This window comes from Desulfosporosinus sp. HMP52 (assembly GCF_000765145.1).
Classification (GTDB): domain Bacteria; phylum Bacillota; class Desulfitobacteriia; order Desulfitobacteriales; family Desulfitobacteriaceae; genus Desulfosporosinus.
In genome coordinates, this window is record NZ_JMGA01000022.1 from 96,152 (window position 1) to 118,945 (window position 22,794).

Annotated in this window: 23 protein-coding genes; 20 read left to right on the forward strand and 3 right to left on the reverse strand. The window is 41.2% G+C overall.

All coding sequences use genetic code 11. From position 1 onward, the window contains the following. The first annotated feature begins 173 nt into the window (after positions 1-173). From metG to DP73_RS10425, 9 genes are all read left to right on the forward strand, one after another. Complete coding sequence (metG, locus tag DP73_RS10385) at positions 174-2,123, forward strand: methionine--tRNA ligase (protein WP_034599325.1); 1,950 nt, start codon at positions 174-176, stop codon at positions 2,121-2,123. Then, positions 2,120-2,896: a TatD family hydrolase gene (locus DP73_RS10390; RefSeq protein ID WP_034599326.1), complete on the forward strand. Its 777-nt coding sequence runs from the start codon at positions 2,120-2,122 to the stop codon at positions 2,894-2,896. The genes metG and DP73_RS10390 overlap by 4 nt, the downstream gene beginning before the upstream one ends. Positions 2,897-2,948: 52 nt before the next feature. Further along, on the forward strand, positions 2,949-3,908 hold the full coding sequence (locus DP73_RS10395; protein ID WP_034599328.1) for a 3D domain-containing protein: 960 nt from the start codon (positions 2,949-2,951) through the stop codon (positions 3,906-3,908). Between the two features lie 73 nt (positions 3,909-3,981). Continuing rightward, the gene (locus tag DP73_RS10400) at positions 3,982-5,157 is read left to right on the forward strand and encodes a 3D domain-containing protein (protein WP_034599331.1); all 1,176 of its coding nucleotides are present in this window, start codon (positions 3,982-3,984) and stop codon (positions 5,155-5,157) included. A 160-nt stretch (positions 5,158-5,317) separates the two neighbouring features. Further along, positions 5,318-6,025, forward strand: coding sequence for an N-acetylmuramoyl-L-alanine amidase (locus DP73_RS10405; RefSeq protein WP_034599334.1), 708 nt, complete (start codon positions 5,318-5,320; stop codon positions 6,023-6,025). 108 nt (positions 6,026-6,133) lie between these two features. After that, a complete protein-coding gene (locus DP73_RS10410; protein WP_034599335.1) occupies positions 6,134-7,300 on the forward strand; it encodes a glycosyl hydrolase family 18 protein in 1,167 nt (388 codons plus the stop codon). Between the two features lie 101 nt (positions 7,301-7,401). Beyond that, a complete protein-coding gene (rnmV, locus tag DP73_RS10415) occupies positions 7,402-7,950 on the forward strand; it encodes a ribonuclease M5 (protein ID WP_034599337.1) in 549 nt (182 codons plus the stop codon). Next, on the forward strand, positions 7,934-8,758 hold the full coding sequence (rsmA, locus tag DP73_RS10420; RefSeq protein ID WP_034599339.1) for a 16S rRNA (adenine(1518)-N(6)/adenine(1519)-N(6))-dimethyltransferase RsmA: 825 nt from the start codon (positions 7,934-7,936) through the stop codon (positions 8,756-8,758). The genes rnmV and rsmA overlap by 17 nt, the downstream gene beginning before the upstream one ends. A 212-nt stretch (positions 8,759-8,970) precedes the next feature. Further along, complete coding sequence (locus DP73_RS10425; protein WP_052090550.1) at positions 8,971-9,564, forward strand: hypothetical protein; 594 nt, start codon at positions 8,971-8,973, stop codon at positions 9,562-9,564. A 6-nt stretch (positions 9,565-9,570) separates the two neighbouring features. On the opposite strand, the gene DP73_RS10430 is transcribed toward DP73_RS10425, so the two are convergent. Continuing rightward, positions 9,571-10,437, reverse strand: a complete 867-nt coding sequence (locus DP73_RS10430; protein ID WP_034599342.1) for a glycosyltransferase — start codon at positions 10,435-10,437, stop codon at positions 9,571-9,573. A gap of 169 nt (positions 10,438-10,606) precedes the next feature. On the opposite strand from DP73_RS10430, the gene yabG reads away from it, so the two are divergent. Next, positions 10,607-11,452, forward strand: a complete 846-nt coding sequence (gene yabG, locus DP73_RS10435; RefSeq protein WP_034599343.1) for a sporulation peptidase YabG — start codon at positions 10,607-10,609, stop codon at positions 11,450-11,452. Between the two features lie 75 nt (positions 11,453-11,527). Here the strand turns inward: yabG and DP73_RS10440 are convergent, their stop codons facing one another. Further along, the gene (locus DP73_RS10440) at positions 11,528-11,866 is read right to left on the reverse strand and encodes a L,D-transpeptidase (RefSeq protein WP_034599345.1); all 339 of its coding nucleotides are present in this window, start codon (positions 11,864-11,866) and stop codon (positions 11,528-11,530) included. A gap of 127 nt (positions 11,867-11,993) precedes the next feature. Here DP73_RS10440 and DP73_RS10445 point away from each other — a divergent pair, with 127 nt between their 5' ends. From DP73_RS10445 to DP73_RS10480, 8 genes are all read left to right on the forward strand, one after another. After that, positions 11,994-12,794, forward strand: coding sequence for a cyanophycinase (locus tag DP73_RS10445; protein WP_014901081.1), 801 nt, complete (start codon positions 11,994-11,996; stop codon positions 12,792-12,794). A 96-nt stretch (positions 12,795-12,890) separates the two neighbouring features. Further along, positions 12,891-15,548, forward strand: a complete 2,658-nt coding sequence (gene cphA / locus DP73_RS10450) for a cyanophycin synthetase (RefSeq protein WP_034599347.1) — start codon at positions 12,891-12,893, stop codon at positions 15,546-15,548. Between the two features lie 172 nt (positions 15,549-15,720). Continuing rightward, entirely contained in the window at positions 15,721-16,572 is an 852-nt protein-coding gene (ispE, locus tag DP73_RS10455; protein ID WP_034599348.1) for a 4-(cytidine 5'-diphospho)-2-C-methyl-D-erythritol kinase, read from the forward strand. A gap of 30 nt (positions 16,573-16,602) precedes the next feature. Next, positions 16,603-17,301, forward strand: a complete 699-nt coding sequence (locus tag DP73_RS10460) for a GntR family transcriptional regulator (protein ID WP_034599350.1) — start codon at positions 16,603-16,605, stop codon at positions 17,299-17,301. 2 nt (positions 17,302-17,303) lie between these two features. Then, on the forward strand, positions 17,304-18,119 hold the full coding sequence (gene purR, locus DP73_RS10465) for a pur operon repressor (protein ID WP_034599351.1): 816 nt from the start codon (positions 17,304-17,306) through the stop codon (positions 18,117-18,119). Between the two features lie 122 nt (positions 18,120-18,241). Then, the gene (spoVG, locus tag DP73_RS10470) at positions 18,242-18,496 is read left to right on the forward strand and encodes a septation regulator SpoVG (protein WP_007777981.1); all 255 of its coding nucleotides are present in this window, start codon (positions 18,242-18,244) and stop codon (positions 18,494-18,496) included. Between the two features lie 288 nt (positions 18,497-18,784). Beyond that, the gene (gene glmU / locus DP73_RS10475) at positions 18,785-20,146 is read left to right on the forward strand and encodes a bifunctional UDP-N-acetylglucosamine diphosphorylase/glucosamine-1-phosphate N-acetyltransferase GlmU (protein ID WP_034599354.1); all 1,362 of its coding nucleotides are present in this window, start codon (positions 18,785-18,787) and stop codon (positions 20,144-20,146) included. A 15-nt stretch (positions 20,147-20,161) separates the two neighbouring features. Then, a complete protein-coding gene (locus tag DP73_RS10480) occupies positions 20,162-21,100 on the forward strand; it encodes a ribose-phosphate pyrophosphokinase (protein ID WP_034599356.1) in 939 nt (312 codons plus the stop codon). Between the two features lie 60 nt (positions 21,101-21,160). Here the strand turns inward: DP73_RS10480 and DP73_RS10485 are convergent, their stop codons facing one another. Then, a complete protein-coding gene (locus DP73_RS10485) occupies positions 21,161-21,889 on the reverse strand; it encodes a PRC-barrel domain-containing protein (protein ID WP_034599359.1) in 729 nt (242 codons plus the stop codon). Positions 21,890-21,979: 90 nt separating this feature from the next. On the opposite strand from DP73_RS10485, the gene pth reads away from it, so the two are divergent. Together pth and DP73_RS23435 are read left to right on the forward strand one after the other, a co-directional pair. Next, on the forward strand, positions 21,980-22,537 hold the full coding sequence (gene pth / locus DP73_RS10490) for an aminoacyl-tRNA hydrolase (RefSeq protein ID WP_034599360.1): 558 nt from the start codon (positions 21,980-21,982) through the stop codon (positions 22,535-22,537). Positions 22,538-22,598: 61 nt separating this feature from the next. After that, a complete protein-coding gene (locus DP73_RS23435) occupies positions 22,599-22,775 on the forward strand; it encodes a hypothetical protein (protein ID WP_165574399.1) in 177 nt (58 codons plus the stop codon). Positions 22,776-22,794 lie beyond the last annotated feature (19 nt).

Here is a 22,794-nt window from a genome sequence, read left to right on the forward strand (position 1 = left end):
ATACCAATCGTTCCATATAAAGTCAACCCATTTTTTCAAAGTTTTTGCTGGTATTATTAGCCTGTACAAGAAATCCCTTACTTTACATATTAATTCTTAATCATGGGCAGACTTGACAAATATTAATTTATATATTATTAATTCAAAAAGATATTTTGAGAGGGAGACTTAGCGTGAAATACTATATAACAACCCCAATTTTTTATCCAAATTCAAGTCCGCATATTGGAACGGCCTATACAACGGTTGCTGCAGATGCCTTAGCTCGTTATCATAGATTGCAAGGGGATCAGGTCTACTTTTTAACGGGAACCGATGAGAATGCCCAGAAAATTGTTCGTACTGCAGAAGCAAACAATACTGATACAAAAAGTTACGTTGATGGGGTCGTGGAACGGTTTAAAGATTTATGGAGAGCTTTAGATATTTCCAATGACGACTTTATCCGAACAACGGAGGAGCGCCATCAAAAAGTTGTTCAACAAATCTTCACCAAATTATACGAACAGGGAGATATCTACAAGTCAGAGTATTCGGGCTGGTATTGTACCCCTTGTGAAACGTTCTGGATGGAAAACAAATTAAATGAAGGTAAGTGCCCAAATGCCGATTGTGGAAGAGATGTTGAATTACTGAAAGAAGAAAGCTATTTCTTTCGTCTTTCTAAATATCAAGGAGCCTTGCTAGACTATATCAATACACATCCTGATTTTATCCAACCCGTTTCGAGGCGTAACGAAATGGTTAAGTTTATTGAAGGTGGTTTAGAGGATCTTTGTGTTTCGCGCACTACATTTCAATGGGGAATTAAAGTACCCTTTGATCCCAAGCACGTGGTATATGTGTGGCTTGATGCTTTAATAAATTATATTTCTGCCTTAGGTTACCCTGACGGGGAAAACTATAAAAACTATTGGCCCGCTGATGTTCATATAATGGGAAAAGATATTGTGCGGTTTCATGCGATTATTTGGCCAATTATTTTAATGGCAATTGATGTTCCGCTGCCTAAAGTAATTTATGGACATGGATGGTATTTAACTAAAGATGGTGGGAAAATTTCTAAATCCCGAGGCAATGTCCAAGACTCCTTTGCCTTGATCCAAAGATATGGGTCAGATGCCATTCGTTATTTCTTGTTGCGTGAGATGCAAGTAGGAACAGATGGGACATACTCGGAGGATAATGTGGTAGAACGGCTAAACAGCGATTTAGCAAATGATTTCGGGAATTTTATATCTCGAAGTCTGGCCATGGTTGTTAAGTTTAGAGATGGAATAGTTCCTCCTCCCGGTCAAGAACAAGCTCTGGAACTGGAATTAAAGGCTTTAAGTACGGAGGTCAAAAATGCCGTCGATAAAAGCTTAAGGAAATGTGATCCTGCAAGTGCACTGGAAGAAATATGGCGGTTTGTCGCAAGATGCAATAAGTATGTTGATGAGACAGCTCCCTGGTCACTAGCTAAACAAGAGGATCAGAAGGAACGCTTAGACACGGTTCTTTACACCTTTGTAGAATGTATTAGGATCATGGCAATCCTGACAGCTCCCTTTATGCCTGGTTTACCCGCTAAGATTTGCGGGCTGCTTGGCAAAGATGAAAGACTCATCAAATGGGAAGAAGCAGATCAATGGGGTATTCTTGAAGAGGGGATTAAGGTAGAAAAGGGAGAACCTCTCTTTCCAAGAATTGATATGACAGAGTATTTAACACCAGAGGAGACGAAAACGGTGGATGAAAAACAGAACGCTCCCACAGAAAGTTTAGAAATGCCTGTTCTCGAATTTGAACCGATTAAAGAAGAAATCAGTATTGATGAATTTGCTAAAATTGATTTGCGTGTGGGAAAAGTCATAAGTGCGGAAAAAGTAGAAAAAACAGATAAGCTGATGAAGTTAGAAGTTGAAATAGCAGGAGAAGTTCGTACAATAGTCTCCGGTATTGCCAAACATTATTCAGCAGAGGATCTAATCAATCAGTATGTCGTTGTAGTTGCTAATCTAAAACCTACCAAGCTAAGAGGAATTACTTCCCAGGGTATGATATTAGCAGCCTCACAAGGAGAAGTCTTGGAAGTGCTTACGGTCAACAAGGATCTTCCCGGAGGGGCGCGGGTAAAATGATCTGGGATACACATGCGCATATCGATGATCCCAGCTATGCGGAAGATTTTCAGGAAGTTTTACTTCGAATTCAGTCAGCTCAGATTTCAAGGGTAACAAATGTTGGCTATGATCTGCCTTCCTCGGAACGATCTGTCAAGTTGACTGAGGACTACAGTTTTATCTACGCAGCGATTGGAATACATCCTCATAACGCTCAAGATGTTACAGTGGATACCTGGAATAGTCTGCTAGAGCTTGCTAAGAAGCCAAAAGTTCTGGCTTGGGGTGAAATTGGTCTGGATTACTACCGGGATTTATCTCCACGGCCTATTCAAAAAGAGGTATTTATTCAACAGATAAAGCTCGCTAATGAAATTGGATTGCCGATTGTTATCCATAATCGCGATGCCCACCAGGATGTCTTAGAGATCGTCAAAGCTAATCCTCCGCAGTATGGGGGGGTATTTCACTGTTACTCAGGATCCTGGGAAATGGCAGAAATTCTTTTGAAATTAGGATTTTACTTGTCTTTTGCTGGGCCCGTTACGTATAAAAACGCCCGCCATACCGTCGAGGTGGCGAAGCGCATCCCCCTAGATAGAATGTTAGTAGAAACAGATTCCCCCTATTTAACTCCGGAGCCACGCCGGGGAAAACGTAACGAACCCACCTATGTTCGGGAAATTGTGCAGAAATTATCTGAAATTAAAAATATGAGCTTTGAGGATGCAGCAATTGCAACTATGCAAAATGCAGAAACGATCTTTAGACTAAAAGAACCTTCATTTTAGAAGGTTCTTTTTTTTGTGAAAACTTCATACGCTTTTTGTAAGGAGGGGTAAAATGTATTCTTTGCCGATTACTACTTATTCCGATTATTGGCGTAAAACAAAGGCGTTGAGCGTATACTTTGGGAGTTTAGCAGTATTAGCCGCAGGTACCAGGTACTCATCACTATATGAAGGAGATAGCGGGAAGACGTTTAAACCATCAGTACAATTAGTTGATTCCATAAGTTTAAAAAGTGTAAGAACGAATGACTTCACTGAAGGTACTCTAACAGTCAAAAAAGGTAGTGAGAGTTTAGTTAAGCAAGGATTGAACAAACCTAGGCAAATGAGTCGGGGATTTCGAGGCTTTAGCCCGCAGGAGCCTAGTGTACTTGATCAATCAGAATCGCGAAGCTTGAATTTACAATTAGGTGATATAGAGTCAAGGACGAGTAAAATAGCAATAGTTGATATGGAGTTGCCTTTTAAAACTGAATTTGTTGAATCCGAGAAAATCCCACCGGGAACTAGTCAGATCCAGGTTAAAGGGGAAAATGGCATTAGACGTCAAGTTATCAAGACCTTTGAGATCGGTGGACAACCTGTAGATCAGCAAGTTCAATCATTCTATGAACTTAAAAAGCCAAAGAATGAAGTCGTTCTCCGAAACACTCAACTCATTCCGAAGAAGAAGGTTATTATTGACAACTCAAAGCTTGAAGCTGGCAAGTTAGAGTTGGATTTGAGTAAGTTGAGTATTGCTAAAACTTTAAACGTTGAAGCAACTGCCTATACATTTACAGGAAATAATACAGCTACAGGTATTAAACCGAGAGAAGGGTTGATTGCAGTCGATCCTAGAGTAATAGCTATGGGAAGTCAGGTTTATGTTGAAGGGTACGGATATGCAATAGCTGCAGATACTGGCGGAAATATTCGTGGCCATAAAATTGATGTCTTTTTCTCAACACTAAGACAATGTATTGATTGGGGCCGAAAGCCCGTAAGAATACATATATTAAATGCCAAATAATGTAAAAATATTTTGACAAGTGACCACCTATGCCTTAAAATGAAGTTGTTATCAGTAATTTTGGAGGGATTTAATGTTTCAGAAGAATCCAACTCAGGTAGTAACCTTAGTTCGGAAATCTCGTATTGCTCAGATTGCAGTTGCTTTGGTCGGTATCATACTGGTTGCAGGCATAACAGTTTTATACAATGTGAAGACTATCAATGCCAATATAGATGGCAAACAGGTTTGTATCAGAACTCTTTATGGGACAGTAGGCCAGGCACTTGAGCATTCGTCGAAAATTGAGTTTTATCCAGAAGATATTGTGAGTCCTTCAATAGATACCAAAGTTACCAGTGGGATGGCAGTTGATGTAAAAAGCAGCGTTCCAGTTAATCTCTCAGTTGATGGTCAGATTTTTAACACCCGAACGGCTAAAGAAACAGTAGGTGAAGCTCTTAGCGAGTTATCAGAACGTTATAAGCTTGAGATCAAAGATGTGGATGAAGTCAATGTTGCATTATCGGAATCAGTAACTGATAACATGGATATCCAAGTACTTAGATCAATCCCTATTAAAGTTAGTGCTGACGGAAAAAAAATAGATACTTATATTGCACCACGAACTGTGGCTGACGCTCTCAACAAGCTTGGTATAACCTTAGGGGCAGAAGATAGAATTTCTTTAGCTCTTGACCATATGTTGGAGCCTAATGACCAACTGAATGTGGTTCGGGTTACCCATCCTATTGAGACCGTAAAAAGTGAGATCCCCTATCAAATAGTTGCTCAACCTGCTGATTACCCCCTTGGCTTACCGGATAGAATAGTCAGTCGGGGCTCTAACGGTCTTCAAGAACAGACAGTAAGACTGACACTTGAGGATGGAAAAGAAGTAGATCGTGAAATACTCAACCAACGGGTTGTGAAACCTCCCACAAATCAAGTTGTTTCCCGCGGTACACAGACGACAATTTCCAGGGGGGGAAATACCATTAGCTTTAAACGAGCTTATGTCATGAAAGCGTCTGCGTATTGTATGCCAGGAGGGAAAACCGCTACCGGCGCATCGGTTGGTAAAGGAATTATTGCAGTTGATCCCAGAGTGATTCCGCTAGGAAAGTCAGTTTATGTTGAAGGGTATGGTTATGCCAAAGCTCTTGATACCGGTGGAGCAATCCGTGGAGAGCGTGTCGACCTTTATATGGATTCTAGACAAGCTGCTTTATCATGGGGAGTTCGAACCGTCACAGTATATGTTCAATAATTCAGCCCTTTCATAACACTTAAGCCGTTACTTCAACTTAAATAAATGGAAAGAAGCCTTAGGTCAAGCCAAGGCTTCTTTTTTGTTAAGAACTGAAAGTATATCTTTATTTATCAGCACATAATCATTAAGAAGAATCGCTAATTGGGGGAGTGCTAAAATGCGATGGCCGAAGGTGATTATTGGAACAAAGCTAGCTATTTTGCTTGTCATTGGTGTTATGGGTACACTAGTACTCTCGGTATTTTGGCAAGGCTCTGCAGCCGTAATTAGTCAATTTGAAAACCGCTATGTGGTAATGCTTGATCCTGGGCACGGAGGGTATGATCCTGGAGCAGTTTCATCTAAAGGTGTCTATGAAAAAGCCATTAATCTAAAGATTGCCCAGAAAGTTAAGGAGATGTTGCAGCCAAGTGGTATTGAAGTTTTTCTTACACGTGAGGAAGATCTTGATTATGTTCCTGATGGAGTTAAAGGAAAGACGACAAAGAAACAAATTGATTTAAATCATCGGATTGAAATGGCCAAAGAAGAGAAGGCAGATATATTTGTGAGCCTACATGTCAATGCAACTAAAACAGGTCAAAATTCTGGGGCAGAAACATTTTACCATTATAAATCAGAATCTGGAAAAAGATTGGCGGAATTAATCCAACAAGAAATGATAAAAATAAATGGGATGAATCGTAGGGTTGCCAAACCTGGAGATTTTTATATTATTAAAAACACTAGTATGCCCGCTGTAATCGTAGAGGTTGGTTATCTTTCGAGTGCTAAGGAACAGAAGAAGCTACAACAGACTTGGTATCAAGAACAACTATCTAGAGCAATTGCCAAAGGTATTTCTAATTATTTCGAACTTCCATAATTAGCTTGAATAGGATATTAACGTACAATCCTTATATACATAACCTCTTTTTGAAGCGGGGAAGATAAAGTCAGTTACCGAATCTAGATTAAGGAGTTGAAGTGAAGCATGAAACGGTTTCTGACTTTATTAGCGAGTAGCACTTTGGTTTTAAGCCTTTCTTTGGCAGGATGTACAAATGTTCAACCACCGGCTGCTCCGGAAGCCCCTGAGCAAACAACACAATTGCCGGAAGCCGAAGCAGGAGCAACACGTGATTCTGTATTAGGTCCCGAGAAGCGGGTAGTCATGGGGTTTTATACTGACCAGGAAGGACCAGTGCCCAGCTCAAAAGAATCTACATTAAAAAATGCAAAACTATTGGATGAAGTAGCGTTTTTTTGGTATTCCTTTGATGCAAACGGTAAAGTCATTCCGACTGGGGAGATCGATCTAAAGTTAAAGGATCAGGTTCAAAAGAATGGCTCCAAAGCCTATGCCTTAGTGCATAACATGAAATTAAAAGGGACTGTTGGCTTTGATGAGAATTTGGCTCATAGTGTATTATCCAACCCAGGAAAAAGATCAAACCTAGTTACAAATTTAGTCAATCTGACAACGAAGGATAATTGGGATGGTATTTCTATTGACATTGAAAAAACTCCCCCTGGAGATCGAGACAATTTCTCAGCCTTTGTTGCAGAACTGAAAAAAGCCTTGCAAGCAAAGGACAAAGTTTTAAACATTTCTATTCCTGCAAAATTTGCAGATTATCCATCTGACCTTTGGTCGGGAGCTTACGATTATGCAGCAATCGGAAAATCTGCTGACCAAATCATTCTTATGACTTATGATGAGCATGGGCTGGGAACAACTCAAGGACCTGTGGCATCTGAAGGATGGGTTGATCGGGTTATCAAATTTGCAGTAGGAAAAATTCCTAAAGAAAAAATTGTAATGGGTCTGCCAGTTTACTCCTTTGACTGGGGAACTAATAAACCTACAATGCCCGACTATCTGTCTTACGCACAAACCATTGAGAGGGCCAAGAAACATGGGGTAGAGATTCAGACCGACCCTAATGCCAAGGTTCCGCAATTTACCTATACAGCAAATGGGATTCGTCATGAAGTTTACTTTGAAAATATAGCTAGCTTAAGAGCAAAAATGGATGATGCGCTGAAGCATAAACTACATGGGGTTGCTGTTTGGAGATTAGGAATGGAAGATCCTCAGATTTGGGAACAACTTCTGAAGACCTATGGAACAAACAAAGAGACCCAGGAAAAGAAATAAGCTGAAATATTTTTTAAAAGCCCTCACTGAAGTGGGGGCTTTTATTTGAGTATTTGAACATTCTCGGTTAAGATATAAGAGTTGAAAACGGAGGAATCAAAATGATAAAGGAACTAATAGTTGTTGAAGGGAAAAATGACGCTCATGCAGTGCGCTTAGCCCTTGGTGAAGTGGATATAATATGGACTGATGGTTATGGGCTTACGAAAAAAAAGCTGGAATACATTGCAGAAATGGCCAATCGACAAGGGGTAATTGTATTTACTGACCCGGATACAGTCGGAGAACAGATCCGCAATCGTATTCGAAGGCACGTACCAAAGGCGAAGCATGTTTACTTAGCAAGAAAGGTCGCAACTAAGCAAGGGGATATTGGGGTTGAGAACGCAGCACTTGAGGAAATTCGACGTGCTTTTGCACAGATCCAGCAAGAGCAGTTTGAGGTGGGTCAGTTTAGTATTGAGGATTTAGTACATGCTGGCCTTGCAGGGGCTGGACATGCTAAAGAATATCGGTTAGCTCTTGGCCGCAAGTTGGGAATTGGAGATTGTAATGCAAAACAATTTCTTCATCGTTTAAACAGGTTTGGAATTTCTCGTCAGGAGTTTTTCCAAGTACTAGAGGAGGTGCAACATGGAGAGTGCAGCTGAATATACTCAACGTTTGGTCAAACATGGGGCACGGGCTTTGAAATCCATGGGCCAAAATTTTTTAATAAATGATGAAGTAATTGATGGAATTGTTGCAGCAAGTGAATTACAAACAGATATTCCCTTAGTTGAAATTGGACCTGGTTTGGGTGTGTTAACTCGAAAATTAGCGCCAAGAGTACCGCAGATGTGGGCAATAGAGTTAGACCAACAGAAAATAAATCTTTTACACAAAGAACTTAAGGAGCACTCTGTGGAAATTGTTCACCAAGATGCTTTAAAGGTAAATTTAAGGGATTTATGGGGCGATAGAATGGGGTATTTGATAGGAAATTTACCCTACTACATTACCAGCCCACTAATCATGCATTTTTTAGAGCAAGCTGACCTTTTAAGTGGGATGACTATCATGGTTCAAAAAGAGGTTGCTGATCGGATTAATGCTCAGCCAGGCAGTAAAATATATGGAATTTTATCTATCGCAGTCCAAATATCAGCCAATGTCACAAAAATTATGAATGTTTCAGCAAATTCTTTTTGGCCTGTTCCTAAAGTAGATTCGGCAGTAATTAGGCTAGACCTCCGCCCTTATCCAGGATTTGATGTGGATAAGAAAGACTTCTTCCGGGTTGTTAAAGCTGCCTTCAGCCAACGAAGAAAGACCTTAGGGAACTCATTGGCCGGTGGGTTAGGCTTAAAAAAAGAGGAAGTCATCGAACGCATGCAGTGTGCGGGGATTTCAGATGGTAGACGAGCGGAGTCCCTGAGTATTGAGGAATTTATAGTATTAACTAAGGCCTTTATTTAAAAACAGAGATTAATAGTCAAAGGGATGTAGGGGTTATAGTCAAGTAGGCTTGAACAAAGCTCTCCGTGTGGAGGGCTTTTATTATTTATAATAAATATTTGATTTTGAGGGCATAAAACAGGAAAAAAATCCAAAACTATAAAAAAGGTTCTGACTGTTTTTTCGGAATATCAATTAGATTAAGTTTTACATACTGGGGGTCGAAGGGAATATTGGAAAAAGGTAAGCACCGCTCAATAAAATGGTCGAGCGTTATTGCTACGTCTGCCACTTCTGTGTTAGCGCTGACTGCATTAGTTACTGTATACCTAACAGTTGCCGCTTGGAAAGTTCAGCAAGGGACGACACGTCCTTATTTTGTACTCAAAGAGTCGCCAAAAGTAGAGATAAGCAATGAACTTAGCTTAGAATTAAAATTTAATAATGTGGGGGTACACCCGGCGGTTGATCTTTCTAGTGAGACTATCGTTTTCGATGAACAATTATCTGCAGAGCCCGTTTATAATGATGAGTCATCAATTGTCAACGAGATACCTAAAGATGCTGCTTCAAGCCTGGTAATGAATATACCCAGTGACGAAATGTACCTTAAACAATCAAATATTAATGCTCATTACGTAGTAGTTGATTTATTGTACACAGATCCCATCTTAAATAAATCTTATAATCAAACGATTTACATGAAGTGGAGCGGAGTGAATGAGGGAAAGATGCAACCAATTGTACACGTACAAGCTGATGAAAAGGAAGAGATTTTAGATTACTTTCAAAAGTATAATATTGATCCAAGATTGAGAAGGGCTTAAAGACAACTAGAAAGCTTCAGGTAGATTTGGCGATGGCAGGGGAGATCCGGGGATAATTATATGCTGTTCAAAGAAAATTCCTTCAGACTTAAGGGACTGCTCCCAGTATTCAAGAAGATCAAAACGTCGTTCAGGATGATAGCCTAATAAAGTGTGTTTTCCCAAGGATCTAGAGGGAGGTTCATTTTTAACAAGGGATAATCCCATTAAGCAATCTCCGATAATGGTTTCAGCAATTAATCGGGCATGACGACGATGTTTTCTGGGAGAATGAAGAGCTTCGTGGGGAATTGATGTAGCAACTTTAACAGTCAGGTTGTTTTTTTGGGCCCAATATAGGGTAAGGGGTGGGATTGCTATTGCTTCAGGGGGGAGAGTGGACAGAGCTCGTTGGGAAAGTGCATGTGGTCCGTGTGTTGGGGTTGCGAGGCCAAGGCTTTTAAACAAATCCAGCTCACGGTTTAGTTTTGCCCTAAACCTTAAGACTAGATTGGCCAACTTTTGACGATGTGGAATATAAGGATAGCAGTTTGTTAAGGCGACATCGACTCCTGACTCTATGGAATCAAGAAGTTTAACGAGATTCTCATAGATATCTCCAGACATATCCCCATCGACGAAGAGGGCCCCTTTAACACCTAAATGGCGTGCATAGAGTGCTCCAATTGCCCTCGGGATATCAATTCCCAGGGAGTCCGAGAAATAGAGAGTGTGAATTCTAGCATCAGGAATTGAACGGACAAGTTCAAATGTCCGGTCTGTACAGCCATTGAGTACTAATATGATATGACTGATAGGAAGACGCAGAATGGTGGTCAAGGCAGCCAAGATGCTCTTTTCTTCATTTTGGGCTGGAATGATGCCTGCGAACATCATGGAGACCCCCTTTTACGTAAATTGTTATAATTCTAATATATGCCGTTTTAGTCAGGTTCGACATAGGATATGGAGATATAGCAAACTTACTATCATAACTATGATGAAATTCTATCTAAAAGCTTAAAATGGCCGATTTAGATTTGCCAAAGAGGGGGTCAGACTGATGATTCAGGTTGGAGATGTTGTAGCACGTCTATCACATCAGCAGGATGTCTATTTCCATGTTTATAAAATACAAGGCAACAATTTTAAAGGCAAAGGATCTAACTCTGTGATTCTTAAAGGACTTAATTTAAGGTTATTGGCAGATGCCCCTATCTCCGATCTTGTGTTGAAGAGTCCTGTAGAGGTTGCAAACTATGAACGGGAAGACCATAAAATGATTTATCAAAAGTTACACAAACTGACAAGTCAGAGAAAAGTAGAATTGGATGATCAAAAAGAGTTCTTCGAAATACCTGGTCGAGTGTTGCAACTTGATGGGGATCAGGAGTATTTGCAGCAATGTATTAAGACATATCGTCAAATGGGAATTGAGGCTAAAGGGATTTGTAAATCAGAAATAGAGCAACCCAGAGTAATTCGCAAAATATTGCAAGAGAACCCGACGGATATTTTAGTGCTGACAGGACATGATGGGCTGATTTCAGGAAAAAAAGATTTTCATAGTATGGACAGCTACCGTAGTTCTCGTTATTTTGTGGAATCTGTTTTAGAGGCTCGTCGTTTTCAGCATAATCGAGATGCACTTGTTATCTTTGCAGGTGCCTGTCAATCAAATTATGAGGCGATTCTATCAGCAGGAGCGAATTTTGCTTCGTCGCCTAAACGCATGCTAATTCATGCTTTCGATCCAGTATTTATTGTTGAGAGAATTGCATTTACCCCAACAGATCAAATTGTTTCTGTAAAAGATATCTTAACCCACACCATTACGGGAACTGATGGAGTAGGCGGGGTAGAAACGAGGGGACAGATGCGACGAGGTTATCCGCGAAGCCCTTATTAAATATCATAACCGTAGATTCGAGGAGGGTTGTCTTAAGACAACCCTCCTCGTGTCTGAGTAGCGACCGCATCATGGTCATGCCTGTATGGTTACGGGAGTTTCAATATCGACAATTTGATAGAGCTCTTCTACGTCCTGATTGTACATACGAATACAACCTTTTGAAACAGCTTGCCCAATGCTCGAGGGGTTATTGGTACCATGAATTCCGTAGTAAGGGATAGATAGTCCCAGCCAACGGGTGCCAAAGACTCCGCCGGGTTGCATTGTTTTGGTTGCGATATAGTAATTGCCCGGAGGAGTAGGGGTTGACTTCTTGCCTACTGCTATAGGATAGGAACGAAGGTGTTGATTGTCTTTATAGAGTTCAAGCAAGCGACTAGCTGTATAAATATAGATTTGATAGTTGGGCATAGAGTATAAGCCCCTTTCTTTAGGTAATATATTTCTTAACTCATGGTATGTTTTTGATTTCTGAATGTTCGCTTGTATAATTAAACCCTTTTTAGGTGGAAAATAAGTCAGACTGGAGGGATCAGTTTTGACAGAACGTGTTGAAGGAAAACTGCTTATTATTGGTGGAGCAGAAGATAAGAAAAATGAGTGTAAAATCTTGAAGAGATTTGTTGAGGAATCAGGAGGCAGAGAAGCCCGTATTACCGTATTGACCGCTGCGACGGAGTATCCTCTTCAAGTGGGAACAGAGTATTACTCATTGTTTTTACAACTAGGGGCTAAAGAAGTTCAGGTTCTGGATGTTTCGGACCGTACGCAAGCTAACAGACAAGGAATCGAAAAAGAATTTGAACAGTCAACAGGAATTTTCTTTACAGGGGGTGATCAACTAAGAATAACTGGATTGCTGGGCGGTACGCTGCTAGGCCGTAAACTTCAACTATTATATGAGAACGGTATCATTATTGCAGGAACAAGTGCAGGAGCATCTGTTATGTCTGATACGATGATTGTCGGTGGAGAAGCAGGAACCGCCAAGAAAAACACTTTATCCATGGCTCCGGGGCTAGGGCTCCTTCGTTCTGTAGTAGTCGATCAACATTTTGCCCAACGCGGGAGAATTGGCAGACTCTTATCTGCTATTTCTCAGAATCCCTATGTACTAGGAGTGGGCATTGACGAGGATACTGCCATTTTAGTTCAATCAGATGCCAGCTTTTCAGTGATAGGAAGCAATACAGTAACTGTCGTTGATGCATCAACTTCAACCACTACAAACGTTTCTGAAACCACTCCTGGCCAATCCTTGGTATTAAGCCCGATTGTAATGCATGTTCTATCTGAGGGCTATGGGTTTGATCTTAAGCAGCGAGTCTCTAAGCTTTGACCAATTGAAAGAATTATGAGGAATACCAAGAGAGAAAAAGGTTAAAACTAGTGAAGGATATTGAACCATTGCTTCTTAAGGAGGAACAATAATAAAATGGAGATTAGAGAAATCCATGCAGTCGAAGGGGCTAATGTGTACAGCCATCGCCCAATTATTCGAGCGATTGTGGATCTCCAAGAATGGACGGAACGGTTTACTGATGAACTGGGTGATTTTCGTCAGCGACTTGTTGAACATCTACCCAGCTTAGAGGAGCACTACTGCTCTAGAGGCAAACGCGGAGGGTTCCTAGAGCGTCTACATGAGGGAACTCTTATCGGCCATGTCATTGAACATGTAACTATAGAACTATTAACTCAAGCCGGCCAGACAATTAAATATGGTAAGACTATGGCTGTATTAGATAAGCCTGGATGGTATGAAATTATTTTTAATTACGAAGATAAAACCGGTGCCATTGAGGGTTTTAAACTAGGTTTTTTACTTGTTGATACACTCTTAAAGGAAAACTCCTTTGATGTATCAAAGGCAGTAAATCAAATTAAATCCGAAATGGCTAAGTGCGAGTTAGGGGTTTCAACACAAGTAATTGTTAAGGCCTGTGAGGAACGAGGAATTCCGGTTTCTCGTCTCAATGAGGGAAGTTTACTGCAGTTAGGCTATGGCCGTAACCAAAGACGTATTCAAGCGACAATCACAGATGCAACGTCAAGCATAGGGGTGGATATAGCTTGTGACAAAGAAATGACCAAGAAAGTGCTTAGTGAGGGTGGAGTGCCCGTTCCATATGGCCTGATTGTGCGAACTGAAGAAGAAGCTGTAAAAGCGTTTATTGATATGGATACTTCGGTTGTCATTAAGCCCTTGAATGGTAATCAAGGGAAGGGGGTAACTCTTCAACTCACAAGCATAGCTGAAGTTAGAGCAGCGTTTAAGGTAGCTCAAACTTATGGCGAGTGGGTCATTATAGAGGAATATATTGAAGGAGAGCATTTCCGTTTAGTGGTTGTTGGCGAGCGGCTAATTGCGGCAGCCAAGCGAGTGCCTGCCCACGTGATTGGAGATGGGCAATCCACTATTGAAGAGTTAGTTGCCCAAACTAATTTGGACCCTTTGCGTGGAGATGATCATGAGAAGGTCTTAACGAAGATCAAAATTGATTCCGTAGTCCTTCTGAATTTAACGCTTAAAGACTTAACTCTCGAATCTGTTCCGGTAAAGGGAGAAGTTGTCTACTTGAGGGACAGTGCTAATCTAAGCACCGGAGGGATTGCAGAAGATGTAACGGATCTTGTGCATCCGGATAATGTAGAGATGGCGGTCTATGCCTCTAAGCTGGTAGGGCTGGATGTGGCTGGAATAGACTTAGTTATTGAGGATATTGAAGCCTCCTATCGAGAGAGAAGAGGCTGTATCATCGAGGTGAACGCAGCTCCGGGTATTCGAATGCATCATTTTCCAAGTAAAGGAAAAGCCAGGGATGTGGGGAAAGCTATTGTAGAACAAGTTATCCCCACCGGAAACGGGCGCATCCCCATTGTTGCAATCAGTGGCACCAATGGGAAAACCACAACTACCCGTATGATTAGTAAGTTACTTACAGATCAAAAGCTATTTGTGGGAATGACTTCGACTGATGGGATAGTTATTAATAAAAAAATGTGGGCAAGAGGAGACATGACCGGGCCGGATAGTGCTAAAGTCGTTTTGAGACACCCACAGGTTCAAGTAGCCGTATTAGAAACCGCAAGGGGAGGAATCCTCCGATCGGGCTTGGGTTATGATTATGCAGATGTGGCTGTTATTACTAATGTTTCAAGTGATCATCTTGGTCAATACGGAATAGAAACTCTTGAAGATATTGCTCATGTTAAGAGCCTAATTGCTGAAGTAGTCAAACCTCATAGCTACGTGGTTTTAAATGCTGATGATCCGTATGTTGTCCAAATGGCACAGCGAACCAAAGGGAGGGTCATCTTCTTCAGCACGGAAAAAGATAATATCCATATTCGAAAACACCTGGCAAAAGGTGGAATCGCTGTCTTTGTGCGCAGAGGTATAATACTTCTTTGTCAAGGCTCCCAGATTTTTCGCATCTGTTCTGTAAAACAAATTCCCGTGACCTGGGATGGGAAGGCTAAACATAATATTCAAAATACCCTTGCAGCAATTGCTTCAGGATGGGCCTTGGGGATAAGTACTGCAGCTATTCGAGATTCTCTCCAAGGGTTTTCTTCAGACTCAGAACACAATCGCGGACGGCTCAATCTATATAAGGTCGATGGTGTGGATGTATTTGTGGATTACGGACATAATGCAGCAGGTATTGCAGAAATTGCCAAGACTCTTAAACATTTTAAGAAAAAATCCCTCGTGGGCTGTATTACTGTTCCGGGAGATAGACCTGATGAGATGGTGAGAGAAGTAGGTCGGATTGCAGCAAAAGGGTTTCACCGACTAATTATTCGTGAGGATCAGGATCTAAGGGGACGAAAACCCGGTGAAATTGCACAAATTCTATATAATGAAGCTATAGCCAGCGGTATGGATACTAAGAACATAATGGTTGTACTCCCAGAGCTAGATGCCTTTTGTCGAGGGTTGGATAGTAGTTCGCCTGGGGACACTTTTGTAATGTTCTTTGAGCATCTAGAGCCGATTGAGGAAGAAATTCGAAAGAGGCTTGAATTGCAGAAGGCTTTATCTTATGTTCCGGCACAGAATGATTGGGTTGTTGGTGGTGAATTTTAAAAACTTAAAGTATTTCAAAGGGTAGTTTAAGTAAAGAGTTTTGTAGGGGCGAGGATTATCTTCGTCCCTATTGTTCTATTAAGATTTTGCCTAATGAAGTGCTGGAACTCCAACCTGAAAATATGTATAATAGTAGGAAATACTCTGGTAATGTTCGGAAGAGGTAATGTATATGGGAGAATCTTTTCTTACAACGTTCGCAAATGCGAAGATTAATTTAGCTTTAGCCATAAATGGTGTCCGGGAAGATGGGTTCCATGATCTTCAGAGTGTTATGCAATCCATTGAATTACACGATATTGTTAAGGTTCGTCGTTATGGTGAAAATGTTGTATGTCGTTGCGGAAGATTAAGTGGTTCGGGAAATTTAGCCTATAAGGCGGCGATGGTGTTTTTAGAACAAGCTAAACTATCCGGTGGAATTGAGATTGAAATTGAAAAACACATTCCGATACAGGCTGGATTAGCTGGAGGTAGTGCTGATGCCGCAGCCACTCTTTGTTTATTAAATCAGCTTTATGATGAAGCCTTAAGCCCTGATGAGCTGCTTAAGCTGGCAGGTATATGTGGAGCTGATGTGGCCTTTTGTCTTCAAGGTGGAACCATGTGGGCAACGGGACGTGGTGAGCGGCTAGAGCCATTGCCTAAAGCTCCCAGAATAGATCTTGTCTTAATAAAGCCAGATTCCGGAGTGAATACGGGAGAGGCTTATCGACAGTTTGACTTATTAGGGCAGTCAGGTCAATTAAGCAAAGCGGATTGGGAACAGGCCTTAGAAGAAAAATCTTTGGAAAAAATTAAAGAACTTCTCTATAATGATCTGGAACCTGCCTCAATTCAACTAGTTCCTATTATTCAAGAATATAAGCAAATTTTACTGGATTTGGGATGTTCGGGAGCCTTAATGTCTGGAAGCGGCTCGAGTGTATTTGGAATTGCCCAAGGAGAGAACCATGCGAGGCAAGTTGCATCCGAGTTGAGAAAAAGGGGTTTTAAACACGTTTGGGTGACGAATACTATTTGAAAATAATTCTTCTGAAAGGGGATATTTAGGATGGGAAAACGATTATTGCCGGTAATACTAGACGGTTATAAACCATTACGGGAGATTGTTTTTGAGTCTATGAGGGATGCGATTTTAAGTGGCGTTCTTGAACCGGGAGAGAGGTTGATGGAGATTCAGTTAGCCGAAGAAATGGGGGTTAGCCGAACTCCGGTACGTGAAGCAATTCGGAAATTAGAACTGGAGAACTTTGTTGTCATGATTCCCCGTAAGGGAGCCTATGTTGCCGGAGTTTCGTCAAAAGATGTCGCCGATGTTTTCGAAATACGTTCAGCTCTTGAAGGACTTGCAGCAGGGCTGGCAGCAGAACGTATTACGGAAGATGAATTAGAACAAATGGAGCGAGTATTGTTTTATCGAGCCAATGCCGAAGGCGAGATGGATTTGGATCAGATTGTAAAGTCTGACACGGATTTTCATGCCTTGGTGTATAGTGCGAGCCGCAATGAACGATTAATTCAAATTTTAGCTAACTTAAGGGAACAAATCCAACGTTTTCGGGCCACTTCCTTAGCGGTACCAGGACGAAATAAGCTGGCTCTTGAGGAGCATAGAATGATTGTTGAAGCATTAAGAAAACATGATAGCGAAGAAGCCCAGTCATTAGCAATGGCCCATATAGTTACAGCAGAGAATGTCATGTTTGATGTACTCAGTATTAAGACTGAACCGGACAAGGTGGATAAATAATCGTGGAGAAAATGAAAAGAGCGGAACGGATGGTGGCCATCACTCAAGTGTTGATGTTAAAGCCCAATGTCCTGACTCCTTTAGCCTTATTTGCAGAAAAATTTCGAACAGCTAAGTCCACAATTAGTGAGGATTTAATGGCTGTCAAGGGGAGTTTGCAGCTCTCCGGACATGGTCATCTTGAAACCATTCCAGGTGCTGCCGGAGGGGTGCGTTATATTCCAGAGATTTCCAGGGAAGAAGCAACTGGCGTGCTTACTTCCTTAGCGGAACGGTTGAATGATAAAGAGCGAATTTTAGCGGGTGGTTTTATTTATATGACGGATTTGTTGTTTAATCCATCTATTCTACGACCACTGGGGTTAATATTTGCAGGTGCCTTTCGACAAAAGAAGCCTGATGTAGTAGTAACTATCGAAACTAAAGGTATTCCCTTGGCCCTTGTCACAGCAGAGGCGCTGGGAGTGCCTATGGTGGTTATTCGAAGCGGCAACAAGGTTACGGAAGGTTCCTCGGTCAGCATCAATTATGTTTCAGGATCATCCCGACGTATTCAAACAATGTCCCTCTCTAGAAGAGCTTTAGAAGCACGACAACGAGTTCTGATTATTGATGATTTCATGAAAGCCGGCGGAACAGCATTGGGAATCAAAAGTCTGATGGAAGAATTTCAAGCAGATGTTGTCGGTATTGGTATTTTGGTGGAAGCACAAATAACTTCAGAGCCTAAGCTCGTTGAAGGGTATCTGTCTTTGTTGCAGCTTAAGGAGTTGAATCCTGACTCAGGAAAAACCACAGTTGTTCCTGTTTTTTTGTAAAAATGATATAGGATATTTTTATTAAATTAAAAGAAATTTTCCTAAATTTGAGGCAGGATTTTTTTACCATACAGAGAATATTATTATGAATAGGCCCGGAAGTGGAAGGGTGGTGATTCATAATGAATATTACCGATGTGCGGGTTCGGAAGATTAATACTGAAGGAAAGATGAAAGCAGTAGTTTCAGTAACCTTTGATAATGCTTTCGTTGTTCATGATGTCAAAGTTGTAGAAGGTATGAATGGGATTTTTGTTGCTATGCCAAGTCGTAAAACTCCTGAAGGGGAATTTCGTGATATCGCCCATCCCATTTCAGCTGTTGCCAGAGAAGTCATTCAGACTGCGGTTTTAAAAGCTTATCAAGAAGCCATTTGAATAGCTTATTTTAGATATTTTAGGCATGCTAAAGGGGACCTTGCAGTTGGGTCTCCTTTAGCGTGTCTAAATTTTTTGTTTTGGATAGCGGGAATTTGATTAGGTATAGGCTATAGATAAAAAGGATGGTAAATAAAATAAAAAAGGATTCTTGCTAAATTTGGCGAATAAATTAGATTTGAGGTCTGCTACAAAAGTCTTAGTTGCACTTAAGCCATCTGAAAGTTATACTTTTACGGGTATATAAAATAAGTAGAGGTTAAACTAGAGCTGGAGGCGAATTAGATTATGTCTAATTTGGTAGCGGTGATTATGGCAGCAGGAAAAGGTACAAGAATGAAATCAAAGTTGCCGAAAGTTATGCATACATTGGCTGGAAAAACTCTTGTTGAACATGTCTTGGATATGGTGGGCAAAGTCGGGGTTAACCGCCCGCTGGTTATTGTAGGACATGGTCGGGAGAGTGTCGAAGCCTGTATAAATAATAGAGCGGAGATTGTCATTCAAACTGAACAACTTGGTACCGGACATGCAGTTCTGCAAGCAATGCCTTATGTAGAAGATGATCAGACAGTTCTTGTTTTAAGCGGTGATCAACCGTTGCTTAGATCCGAGACTTTAAATGCTTTGGTTGAATTGCATCAGGCTCAGGGGGCCAGTGCTACGGTTCTGACAGCCATTATAGAGCAGCCTTTTGGATATGGCAGGATTATTAAAAAAGGTGTGGATCTTGTTAGAATTGTTGAAGAAAAAGATGCAAATCCAGAGGAAAGAGAGATTAAGGAAATAAACACGGGGACCTACTGCTTTAAGGGATCGGCATTAAAAGCTGCACTATCAAAGATCACAACCCAGAATGCCCAGGGGGAATATTATCTAACGGAAGTGTTTGACATTTTCCTTAAAAATCAAGAAAAAATATTAACCTATAGTACAACCAATTCCTATGAAGCGTTAGGCATTAATAGTCGTGGTCAATTAGCTGAGGCTGAGGCAATTGTACGTACGAGCATCTTAGACTATTGGATGGCCGAGGGAGTTACAATTGTGGATCCGGTGTCTACATTTATTGGGATAGATGTAGAACTGGCTCAGGACGTGACGATATTGCCCTTTACACGATTATTGGGTAAAACTGTCATAGAAGAGGATGCCGTTATTGGACCACAAACAACCATCGATAATTGTATCCTTCGATGTGGTGCCGCAGTAACTTACACGGTGGCTAAGGATTCAGAAATAGGTGAAGGTTGTAATATTGGTCCGTTCAGTTACTTGCGCCCAGGTACTAAGCTAGGACCTGGAGTCAAGATAGGGGACTTTGTCGAAATCAAAAATAGCTGGATTGAAGCTGGAGCCAAGGTTCCCCATTTAAGTTATATTGGGGATGCGCATGTTGGAAAATCTGCAAATATCGGAGCAGGAACGATTACTTGTAACTATGATGGGGTTAACAAACATCCCACCAAGATTGGAGATCATGCATTTATTGGCAGCAATACTAATTTAGTTGCTCCAGTTGAAGTGGGGGAATATGCAGTCACGGGTGCAGGGTCTACTGTTACTAAGAATGTTCCGGCAAAAGCCTTGGTTGTTGAACGAGGCCAACAAATTATCAAGGAACATTGGCATCGCGAAAAGATTAAATAGGGGGCAAAATAAGGCATGGCAGCAAAGGAATTTAAAATTTTTTGTGGGAATGCTAATCGTCCATTGGCACAAGAAATTGTAGACTATCTGGGAGTACCACTCGGTCAGGCAAAGATCAAACGTTTCCAAGACGGTGAGACATGTTTAGCTATTGATGAAAGTGTCCGAGGGGCAGATATTTATGTTGTTCAGCCAACATGTTACCCGACAAACGACAATATTATGGAATTGCTGATTATGATCGATGCTATACGCAGGGCGTCAGCACGTCGAATTACGGCAGTTATGCCTTATTATGGTTATGCACGTCAAGAGCGAAAGACTAGGGCTCGTGACCCTATTACTGCAAAGTTGATGGCCAACCTTATAACAACTGCTGGGGCAGACCGTGTTGTCACTATGGACTTACATGCTCCTGCAATTCAAGGATTCTTTGATATTCCACTGGATCACTTGCCCGGTGTCCCAATTTTGGCAGAATACTTTAGGGAAAAAGGCTTGGAAAATCTTTGTGTTGTGTCTCCTGACTTAGGTGGTGTTACCCGGGCAAGAGATTTGGCTGAACGGATTGGTGCCTCACTTGCCATTATTGATAAGAGACGACCGGAAGCAAATGTTTCGGAAATTATGCATGTCATCGGCGAGTTAAAAGGTAAAACAGTTATTATGATCGATGATATTATTGATACAGCCGGGACAATCACTCAAGGAGCTCAGGCTTTGGTTGAGCGGGGAGCGAAGGAAGTCTATGCCTGTTGTACTCATCCTGTATTGTCCGGACCGGCTGTAGAACGTTTGTCTAACTCGGTTATTCGTGAACTTGTCGTGACGAATACAATACCTTTAAGGGAGAAAGTAATTCCCCAAATTAAAGTCTTGTCAGTAGCCCCACTATTAGGAGAAGCTATAGTTCGGATTCATGAAGATCTCTCAGTGAGCAAACTTTTTAGTTAATAAATTGGACTTATTGTCTGAGGCAATAGAGCCAAAACATAAAAAGAGGCCCCCGGGGCTTTACCCCTGGGGGTCTTTGGGTGTAGGTATCTCTGAGACGTTTTCCTCCTCAATTGGCAGATCTGGGCCGGCTTCCGGAACAATGACCGGTTCTTTAGTATCGGGGAGCTGAGAGACAGATTTAACCTTATCCTTTTTAAAATAATGACTGATAGTATGAGTGGTGTCGGAGGCTAGGCTGGATGTCGTATGAATAAGATTTTTAAAGGAATTACTCAGGCCTTTGTCTGATACAGTAAGTGCATTTTCACTTCCTTTTTGACTTATAATAACATCATGGCCGATAGTGGTAATGTAATCTGCCGAAATAGACGCCTTGCCATTAAGAAAGCCCTCTAACTTGCCACCGGAAATCTCAATCTCTGTTATTTTACCGGTACTTGTATCTACATAATACTCTTCTGCTGTTCCAAGGGTTTTCCCGGTTTCTGTGACCATTTTTGTTCCAATGATGGTCAGCTTTTCCTTGACTAAATCTAACAACTCAGGCATGCTTGAGGTTTTTTCAACGTGAGACTCCTTGCTAATGGTAATCGCATCGTCGCCAACGCTGACGACTTTTGAATAGGGTATAATTCGTTGATCCTTAAAAAAGCCCTTAGGGTCTACGACAATTGCTGCAAGGGATTTTGTGCTGGCATTAAGAATTAAGCTTTTTACATAGCCTAGCTGCTGTCCTTCTTGGAGGGAAATAATGGGTAAGGATAGAAATTTTCTGCTGGGTTTCATAGTTCACCCCCTCTATTTAGTGTGAATTCGTTTCCTATTCTTAAAGAATGTATTCAAAGTGTGGCATGAATATGCTTTGGAGGAGATAAGATGAAGGTCATCATAGGCCTGGGAAATCCTGGCGTTCAATACGAAGAGACTCGCCATAACATCGGTTTTTTGTTGATTGATCTTATTGCAGAGGTTCATAATCTGCAATTTCGCTCTAAGTTCCAGGGATTAGTGGCAGAGGGGCAAATTGAGGGAGAACGATTATTTCTCTTAAAGCCTCAAACGTTTATGAATTTAAGCGGACGTTCTGTAGCTGAGCTAACCAAATTTTATAAAGTTTCGCTGAATGATTTACTAATAGTACAAGATGATATGGATTTGCCCCTTGGAAAACTCCGTCTGCGTGATCAAGGGAGTGCAGGAGGGCATAATGGTATTAAATCAATTCAGGCAGAGCTAGGCTCTGAAAAGTTATGGAGGCTTAAATTGGGGGTTGGTCGTCCGCCAAAAGAGTGGGATCCTGCCCGATACGTCCTTGCTCCTTTTTCAAATGATGAATCACAGATGTTGGATGATGTACTAGAAAGGGCTGAAAAAGCCAGCTATTTATGGATGAAAGAAGAATATAGTCGGGCCATGAATTTGTATCATCGGTAGGATCAAAGTATAACCTCCTATCCTAGGGGTAATTCTACTAGCTAGGGAGGTGAATTACGGGATGAAAATCTTTAAGGTTTGTCATACTTGTGATCGAATTATTGGGGAGATTGAATTAAATGACTTGACCGGCAATAACTCGGATCCTATAATGGATATCATTGGTAACGTAGCCTATGCTCTTTGTACGGATTGTTTGCATGATATGGAAACTAAGCCGCGCAATGTCTACCATTAATCTCAAATCCTAGATCATG

Coding starts and splice junctions, on each gene's coding strand:
- DP73_RS10480 (WP_034599356.1), top strand. CDS start 20,162: ATGGCAGCAAAGGAATTTAAAATTTTTTGTGGGAATGCTAATCGTCCA.
- DP73_RS10430 (WP_034599342.1), bottom strand. CDS start 10,437: ATGTTCGCAGGCATCATTCCAGCCCAAAATGAAGAAAAGAGCATCTTG.
- DP73_RS10390 (WP_034599326.1), top strand. CDS start 2,120: ATGATCTGGGATACACATGCGCATATCGATGATCCCAGCTATGCGGAA.
- rnmV (WP_034599337.1), top strand. CDS start 7,402: ATGATAAAGGAACTAATAGTTGTTGAAGGGAAAAATGACGCTCATGCA.
- DP73_RS10405 (WP_034599334.1), top strand. CDS start 5,318: ATGCGATGGCCGAAGGTGATTATTGGAACAAAGCTAGCTATTTTGCTT.
- DP73_RS10485 (WP_034599359.1), bottom strand. CDS start 21,889: ATGAAACCCAGCAGAAAATTTCTATCCTTACCCATTATTTCCCTCCAA.
- yabG (WP_034599343.1), top strand. CDS start 10,607: ATGATTCAGGTTGGAGATGTTGTAGCACGTCTATCACATCAGCAGGAT.
- rsmA (WP_034599339.1), top strand. CDS start 7,934: ATGGAGAGTGCAGCTGAATATACTCAACGTTTGGTCAAACATGGGGCA.
- DP73_RS23435 (WP_165574399.1), top strand. CDS start 22,599: ATGAAAATCTTTAAGGTTTGTCATACTTGTGATCGAATTATTGGGGAG.
- DP73_RS10400 (WP_034599331.1), top strand. CDS start 3,982: ATGTTTCAGAAGAATCCAACTCAGGTAGTAACCTTAGTTCGGAAATCT.
- glmU (WP_034599354.1), top strand. CDS start 18,785: ATGTCTAATTTGGTAGCGGTGATTATGGCAGCAGGAAAAGGTACAAGA.
- pth (WP_034599360.1), top strand. CDS start 21,980: ATGAAGGTCATCATAGGCCTGGGAAATCCTGGCGTTCAATACGAAGAG.
- DP73_RS10395 (WP_034599328.1), top strand. CDS start 2,949: ATGTATTCTTTGCCGATTACTACTTATTCCGATTATTGGCGTAAAACA.
- cphA (WP_034599347.1), top strand. CDS start 12,891: ATGGAGATTAGAGAAATCCATGCAGTCGAAGGGGCTAATGTGTACAGC.
- spoVG (WP_007777981.1), top strand. CDS start 18,242: ATGAATATTACCGATGTGCGGGTTCGGAAGATTAATACTGAAGGAAAG.
- DP73_RS10410 (WP_034599335.1), top strand. CDS start 6,134: ATGAAACGGTTTCTGACTTTATTAGCGAGTAGCACTTTGGTTTTAAGC.
- DP73_RS10460 (WP_034599350.1), top strand. CDS start 16,603: ATGGGAAAACGATTATTGCCGGTAATACTAGACGGTTATAAACCATTA.
- ispE (WP_034599348.1), top strand. CDS start 15,721: ATGGGAGAATCTTTTCTTACAACGTTCGCAAATGCGAAGATTAATTTA.
- DP73_RS10440 (WP_034599345.1), bottom strand. CDS start 11,866: ATGCCCAACTATCAAATCTATATTTATACAGCTAGTCGCTTGCTTGAA.